The following is a 6,578-nucleotide window of genomic DNA, read 5'->3' as shown; positions in this document are numbered from 1 at the left end:
CCACGACCACGACCACGACCACGACCACGACCACGACCACGACCACCGCGGTCTTGCCGAAATCTCCGCCGTCATAGAATCGGCCGACCTTTCCGAGCGCGCGCGATGCACAGCGCTGCGCATCTTCGACATTCTTGCCAAAGCCGAGGCCCAGGCTCATGGCGTGCCCATTGATCAGGTTCATTTCCACGAAGTAGGTGCGGTCGATTCTATCGTGGACATCGTCGCGGCGGCGATATGCCTTGACGATTTGGGAATAGACGATGTCGTAATCACGGGGCTCGTCGAGGGCTGCGGCACCGTGCGCTGTCAGCATGGCGTTTTGCCCATTCCCGTTCCAGCGGTTGCGAACATCGTTGCAAACGAGGGGCTGCCCATAAGCATCTCGTCGGTGCGCGGCGAGCTTGTTACCCCTACAGGCGCCGCCATCGCTGCGGCGGTGCGTACGAAATCGGCTCTCCCCGAGCGTTTCGTTATCAAAAAAGTCGGCATAGGCGCGGGCAAGCGTTCCTATGAGCGACCGAGCCTGGTGCGTGCCATGCTGATTGAAGAAGCTGGCACATCCGCCAGCTCTGCTGATGTGGCAACGCCGCACGGCGGTCCGTTCGTGTGGAAGCTTGAGACCGAAGTGGACGATTGCTCTGGTGAAGCGCTCGGGTACGCGATGGAGTGTCTATTCGCGGCAGGTGCGCGCGAGGCGCATTACGCCCCCGTGTTCATGAAGAAAAATCGTCCCGCATATCAGATTCAGGTTTTGTGCGCCGAAGAGGACATTGCCGTGCTTGAGCAGGTGCTCTTCGAGGAGACGACTACCATCGGCGTCCGTCGCACCCCCATGCAGCGCACCGTTCTTCCGCGAGAAATTGTGCCGATCGAGACGGCATTTGGCCCTATGCGCGCAAAGCGGGTTGTTCTCCCGGACGGTGCCGTGCGTTTGTACCCCGAATACGAGGATGTCGCGCGAGTGTCGCGCGAGCGCAAAGTGGCGTATCAGGAAGTGTATCGCGAAGCGCTCTGTTCCTGCTCAGCCGCTTCTTCGAGCTCGCTTTCGTAGAGCCAGACCCGTTTGTCGACAGGTGTTTTCTGCGGGTCTTCCTTCGAGACGCCCGTTTCTTCGCGCGCCTTCTCGAAGATCTCTTCGAGAAGGGCTATCAACGGGGATTGGTCTTCTTCCATGACATAGCAGACGCCGCTTTCAATTATGTAGACGCCGTTGTTCCCTGAAGATTTATCTTGAACGCCTTCGGCGCGTTGGCTCGCCTGCGGTACTCCGGGGTCAAAATAGCAGATTGTCGGATATCACGGGTTCGTGTGCGGGCTCGTCATTCCCGTTTTCGGTTAGGCTTGGGGTCTCTCGCGCAAGAATGAGTATGAGGGCCGCTACACAGACTAGGGCGAACAACTCCGCTATTCCAATGGCGACCTTCGATGGTTTTGTCAGGTTTTCCATGGCGGCCTCTGTTTGTAGGGGTGCCCAGGCGTGTAAAGTGGCTTTATGATAACAGCCCATCTTCGATGAGGAGCGGCCTTTCTGGCAAGCGATCGCCTCGACGGCGGCTCTCGGATGGGCGTTCTTGTGCGGCGGAATCACAAAATGGCGAAGGAGGGCGGCGTGCGTAGCAAAGAGCTGGCGGATTTTGCCGGCGTCACCGTTCGTGCACTTCGTCATTATCATCAGATGGGGCTTCTGCCCGAGCCTCCGCGTTCAGCGAATGGATACCGTTCGTATAGCGCGGGCGATATTGTGCGCGTGCTCCGCATTAAGCGCATGACTTCTTTGGGAATGTCGTTGCAGCAAGTTGGCGAAATGCTCGAGGGGGAAGGCGCTGACGAAGATCTTTCGTTTACGGAGACGCTTGATGCCCTTGATGCGGAGTTGACGCAGGAGATTGAGCGCCTGCAAGAGAAGCGTCGTGTTTTGGCGATGCTTCGAGAGCGTAATCTCGATCCGGACGTTCCCCTCGCATTCGGCGACCACGTTGCGCGCCTTCGTGACGCGGGCGCGAGTCAGCATTTGGTGGAAATGGAGCGTTCGGGCTTGCTCCTCGTCGACCGTTTTTTCGCATCCGGCTCCGAAGAAGCAGAAGCGGTTTCGCGTTTTTTCTCCCTTATCGCAGAGACGGATTCCGTGGAGACATACGTGTCGCTGAACGAAAGGATGCTTGCTCTTTCACCTGCTTCGTCTGAAGAAGAGCGTGAGAAGCTGGCCGACGAGTTTGTCAGATTCATGCTTCCCATTCTGATGGAGGGGAAAAGGCTGTATGGCTGGGAGCTTGGCGTCGATTCTGTTTTAGCGATGTCGAGCGCATGTGATTCGGGCGATTTTCACGCGGAGGGAGCTGGTTTTTCTCCATCGTTTCCTTCTTCTGAGTCTCAAGATCTTGATACGCTTATGGATATGTACGATCGCGAAACGTTGAATGAGGCGCAGGTCGAGGTGAACGACAGGGTCGTCAAGGGGCTTTTGGCTGCACTGGGGGGTTAGCAGGGCTGTTGTTGCGCGGCGCATGCACCGCTTGCGGGCGTCTGCATTGCCCCTCTTTCTGGGGGGTCGCTTTGCTGCGCGAGTGCATCCGTTGATTGTGGTGGCTTCGTGAATGAGGTCCGTCGCCAATTGCATATGTTGACTATGACGCAACGTCATAGTTTTTCATGGGGTTCGAACAATCAAAGGACTCTTCTTCTGAAAGGGAGCAACCCCATGAGAAAACTTCGCGCTACGCTACCGTTTGTCGCATCGAGCTCTTTTTCGCTGCTTGGCAACTCGATTGCTGGCGTCGTCCTCCCGCTGGTACTTCTTGCAAAAACCGGGGACGCGCTTGCGGCGGGGGCCCTGGCCATCATATGCGCAATACCCCAAGTGCTTGCGGGGGTGTTCGGCGGCGCGTTGCTCGACCGCTTCAACAGGAGGGACCTTTCGGTTGTTTCCGACCTTATCTCGGCGGCTTCGATTGCTGCCTTGCCGATTATCGATGCAACCGTGGGCCTGTCGTTTGGGTGGTTCGTGGTCTGCGGTATTGTTGGCGCCGTGGGGGATATCCCCGGCATGACCGCACGCGACACACTTCTTCCCACTGTAATCGAGCACGACAAGCTTGACCTGCAGCGTTTCATGGGGGTTTCGCAATCCATCGACAACCTTGTGGTCATTGTCGGTCCCGCGATAGCCTCGATGGGCATGGGCTTTCTCGGCGCGGCGAACACGCTGTGGCTGACGGCGGCTCTTTCGTTCGTCGCTGCCATGACCACGCTGTTCGTTCCTCGCGCCGTGGGCGTCCCCCCGAAGGCGGGACATATACAGGGGGCTGGCCTTGTGCGCACCGCCGTCCAATCCACTAAGGAAGGTATGCGCGTGTTGTTTAAGAGCGATGCCGTGTTGCGTGCGTCGGTGGTTCTGGGCATGCTGATCGTCATTGTGATGGGGAGCTATCAGGGCATGGTCTTGCCGGTGTTTTTCACGCAGGAAAACGCCCCAACACTTCTGGGCTATGTGCTTTCGGCCATGTCCGTGGGCGCGTTGGTCGGTTCGCTCGGTTATGCGAAGTTTGCGTATGCCATGAAGCGCCGTACGTGGTATGCGGTTTCTTTCGTCGGCATGGCGATCGGCGTTGCGGCGCTTGGCTCGCTTGCTTCGTACGGGGTTATTTTGGCGGGAGCGGCCATGCTCGGCTTGTTCTCCGGCCCGGTGTCCGCTCTGTTCGGGTACTTCGTCTACGGCTTGATTCCCGACGAGCACCGCGGCGCCGCGCTGGGCACGCAGAACTCCATGCTTCTGGTTGTCGCCCCGATTGCTGTGTTTGCGACGTCCATCGTCATCGAAATTGTTGGCGTGGGAATGACTTCGCTTGTGCTGGCGCTTGGCTGGATCTTTCTGACCGCGTATGCGCTGGCGATGAAAGCCATGCGCGAGATTTAGTCCGGCATGGCGTTTCCGAGTTTGGCGGGAGGGTGAACGTATCGCAAAACAAACGAAACGTATCAAACGAGCCGTACGACGGCAGTGTTTATGACTCGTTTGACCTGAGATAATACCCTATAGTATAGAAATCGTAGAATAATCAACAATGAATACTAGTGTCTGCATTGGCGGGTTGATACACTTCGTGCATTTTGCGAGTCCGAAGGTCTTGGTTGGTGCATTTTAGGCTTGGCAAGTGTTGCCGAAAGCGAATTGCACAAGAAAACGCGGTGGGCGCAAGCGAAATCTGGCTGCGATACGGGCTCGCAGCCAGATTCGGGGAGGGTGATATCGGTTTTACTGCCAGCGCCCCTCGGTTCCGACGCAGGCATTCGGTGGCAGCAGGGTCGAGCTGCCGCCACCGAAGATGCCTATGCCTTGAGGTATTCAGCGGCGTGCTTCATAGCCAAGCGGCCGGAGTTGATCGCCCACGAAGCCTGGCTACCGGGCGCGGTGGCAACGTCGTAGGAATCGCCGTACAGGCTGCCGGTGTCGCATCCGCCCACATAAAGGCCGGGGATGACGTTGTTGTCATTGTCGAGCGCTTCGGCGTTTTCGGAAATCTCAAGACCGCCAACGGTGGTGTAGTAGCCATCGGCGACTTCCAGGATATAGAAGGGCCCCTCTTCGACGGGGCAGAGGTATTCTGCCGCCTTGCCGAAGTCGTCGTCGGCTCCGGCCTTACAGTATGCGTTGTAGGTGTCCACCGTTTCCTGCAGCGCAGCGGCATCGAGCCCGACCGATTCGGCCAGTTCCTTGATGCTGTCAGCCTTATGGCACGAATCGAGGCTTTCGAGCTGCTGGCGCGCTTCGGACATGGGAACGCCCGGGGTGCCGAAGGTGAACACGGTGCCGTACGGCCCGTTTTCCTCCCAGGATTTAGCTACGGGTTCCCATGTTCCCACGGCGTATGCGGATGAGTTCATCGCGTATGTAAATGCCGTCGAGTCGCAGTACCAATCGGTGAAAAAGGCGTTCAGGCGCATTCAAGCGGAGGAAAACGGAAATGTGCTTCTGGGATCATCCTTGGGAATCATAGGTTTTCTGGGCAGGGGCTTTTTTGAGGGCTTTGAATCCGATAACCCAGGGATAACGCTTCATTGCACGGAAATGAACGACATCCAGTGCGACGAGCATCTTCTCGAGGAAGATTTCGGGCTGGCGTTTTCCCTTGCTCCGTATCACTGCGATTTCGAGACGGTGGAGCTGTATTCGACGCCCGTGTGTCTTTGGGTCAACGAAGAAGACGAGCTTGGGAAGAAGGAGGTCATTTCTCTTTCCGACCTTGATGGGCGTTCGCTCGCCATGCCTGGCATCGGTTTCAAATGTTATTCAAACATCCTTGATCGATGCCGCGTGCAAGGCGTAACACCCAAGACCGTCCTGCAGTCGTCGGAGATGTTTTGGCTCTATAATTTCGCCTACGAAGGGCGAGGCCTTGCCTTCAGCGCGGAGCATCTCGGTCAATTGCCGTTTTTCTCCGAGCGGGGCGTTCGCTGCATTCCCCTTGAGGGGGTACGTGGCGTTTCGGGATTTCGTCGCTGCCGAAGCATCGGTTCACGGAACCCGAGCGGCTTTTCAGGAAATACTGCATCGAGTACTTCGCCAGTCTTTCGAAGGATGACTCTGGCGTGAGATAACGCTTCTGGGTGGCTGGTGTGTTTGGAGGTTCAAGCGTCTGGAAACGATGCGCTCCAAATGCAATTGGCGATGATTCAATGAGATGATATTTGCCATACTGGAAAGGTCGTTGTATTCGTTTCGCCGAAAGTAACCGATGGCGTGCGGCGGTATGCGGGCGCTGAGAGGAAGGAGCCAGGATGTCAGTCTCGTTCTCAACGGATGATCGCGAAGAAGTCGCTCTGGCTGAGCTTTCGCTCGACGATGCTCAAAAGGCCGAAAGAGGAATAGCTCTCGCGTCGTCGGTTGTGGCCTACAAAGACCTGATGATGACGTATTCTTGTGCGGCTAAAATCGTGCGGACGAAGTTTGAGATTCTTGACGAAGAATTCAGGATGCGCCGCCTGCGCAACCCCATACACTCCATCGACACGCGCTTGAAAAGCACGGCGAGCATCATGGACAAGCTTCGCGCGAAGGGTCTAGAACCTACGGAGGAAAACATCATCGAGCACGTGCGCGACGTAGCGGGCGTGCGCGTCGTCTGCTCGTACGTGGACGACATATACATGCTGGCCGAAGCGGTCGGGCGTCTTTCGGGGATTGAGGTCCTAGAAACGAAGGATTACATATCCCATCCGAAGCCAAGCGGATACCGATCGCTTCATCTGGTGCTTGACGTGCCGGTTTCTTTTTCCGATTACGAGCAGAAGGTGAAGGTGGAGGTGCAGATTCGCACCATCGCCATGGATTTCTGGGCAAGCTTGGAGCATCAGCTTCAATACAAGCGCGGCCTTGCCGACGAAGACGGCCTTGTCGCCGAGCTTGCGCGCTGCGCTTCCGATATTGCGCGCACGGACGAAAGCATGATGGAAATACGCCGCAGAATAGAGGCGGAGGCTGACATGGACGGCCTGGACGTCCTTGCCGAACACGTGCGAAGGCTCGATCGGCCGTTTTAGGTTTTGCGGGCAGCGCATCGTCTTGCATCCGTACGCGG

At 57.1% G+C, this 6,578-nt stretch carries 6 protein-coding genes; 5 read left to right on the top strand and 1 reads right to left on the bottom strand.

Translation table 11 applies throughout. The features are described from left to right. From larC to HMPREF9451_RS07620, 3 genes are all read left to right on the top strand, one after another. The coding region (larC, locus tag HMPREF9451_RS07640; RefSeq protein WP_009139731.1) for a nickel pincer cofactor biosynthesis protein LarC at positions 1 to 1,054 on the top strand (1,054 nt) is incomplete at its 5' end. A gap of 558 nt (positions 1,055 to 1,612) precedes the next feature. Next, positions 1,613 to 2,485, top strand: coding sequence for a MerR family transcriptional regulator (locus HMPREF9451_RS09515; RefSeq protein WP_009139728.1), 873 nt, complete (start codon positions 1,613 to 1,615; stop codon positions 2,483 to 2,485). 216 nt (positions 2,486 to 2,701) lie between these two features. After that, a complete protein-coding gene (locus tag HMPREF9451_RS07620) occupies positions 2,702 to 3,916 on the top strand; it encodes an MFS transporter (RefSeq protein WP_009139727.1) in 1,215 nt (404 codons plus the stop codon). A gap of 413 nt (positions 3,917 to 4,329) precedes the next feature. On the opposite strand, the gene HMPREF9451_RS07615 is transcribed toward HMPREF9451_RS07620, so the two are convergent. Continuing rightward, entirely contained in the window at positions 4,330 to 4,776 is a 447-nt protein-coding gene (locus HMPREF9451_RS07615) for an FAD-binding protein (protein ID WP_232204101.1), read from the bottom strand. Between HMPREF9451_RS07615 and HMPREF9451_RS07610 the strand changes: the two genes are divergently transcribed. Both HMPREF9451_RS07610 and HMPREF9451_RS07605 read left to right on the top strand, forming a co-directional pair. Continuing rightward, positions 4,775 to 5,593, top strand: coding sequence for a LysR family transcriptional regulator substrate-binding protein (locus HMPREF9451_RS07610; RefSeq protein ID WP_083851908.1), 819 nt, complete (start codon positions 4,775 to 4,777; stop codon positions 5,591 to 5,593). The genes HMPREF9451_RS07615 and HMPREF9451_RS07610 overlap by 2 nt on opposite strands. Positions 5,594 to 5,778: 185 nt before the next feature. Further along, on the top strand, positions 5,779 to 6,540 hold the full coding sequence (locus tag HMPREF9451_RS07605; protein WP_009139724.1) for a GTP pyrophosphokinase: 762 nt from the start codon (positions 5,779 to 5,781) through the stop codon (positions 6,538 to 6,540). Positions 6,541 to 6,578 lie beyond the last annotated feature (38 nt).

Source organism: Slackia piriformis YIT 12062 (assembly GCF_000296445.1).
GTDB lineage: Bacteria > Actinomycetota > Coriobacteriia > Coriobacteriales > Eggerthellaceae > Slackia > Slackia piriformis.
Note: the sequence above shows the minus strand (reverse complement) of the source record. Positions and strands in the feature narration are given on the sequence as shown.

Excerpts from the sequence above, each read along its gene's own strand:
- HMPREF9451_RS07605 (WP_009139724.1), top strand. The coding sequence starts at position 5,779 with ATGTCAGTCTCGTTCTCAACGGATGATCGCGAAGAAGTCGCTCTGGCT.
- HMPREF9451_RS07615 (WP_232204101.1), bottom strand. The coding sequence starts at position 4,776 with ATGTCCGAAGCGCGCCAGCAGCTCGAAAGCCTCGATTCGTGCCATAAG.
- HMPREF9451_RS07620 (WP_009139727.1), top strand. The coding sequence starts at position 2,702 with ATGAGAAAACTTCGCGCTACGCTACCGTTTGTCGCATCGAGCTCTTTT.
- HMPREF9451_RS07610 (WP_083851908.1), top strand. The coding sequence starts at position 4,775 with ATGGGAACGCCCGGGGTGCCGAAGGTGAACACGGTGCCGTACGGCCCG.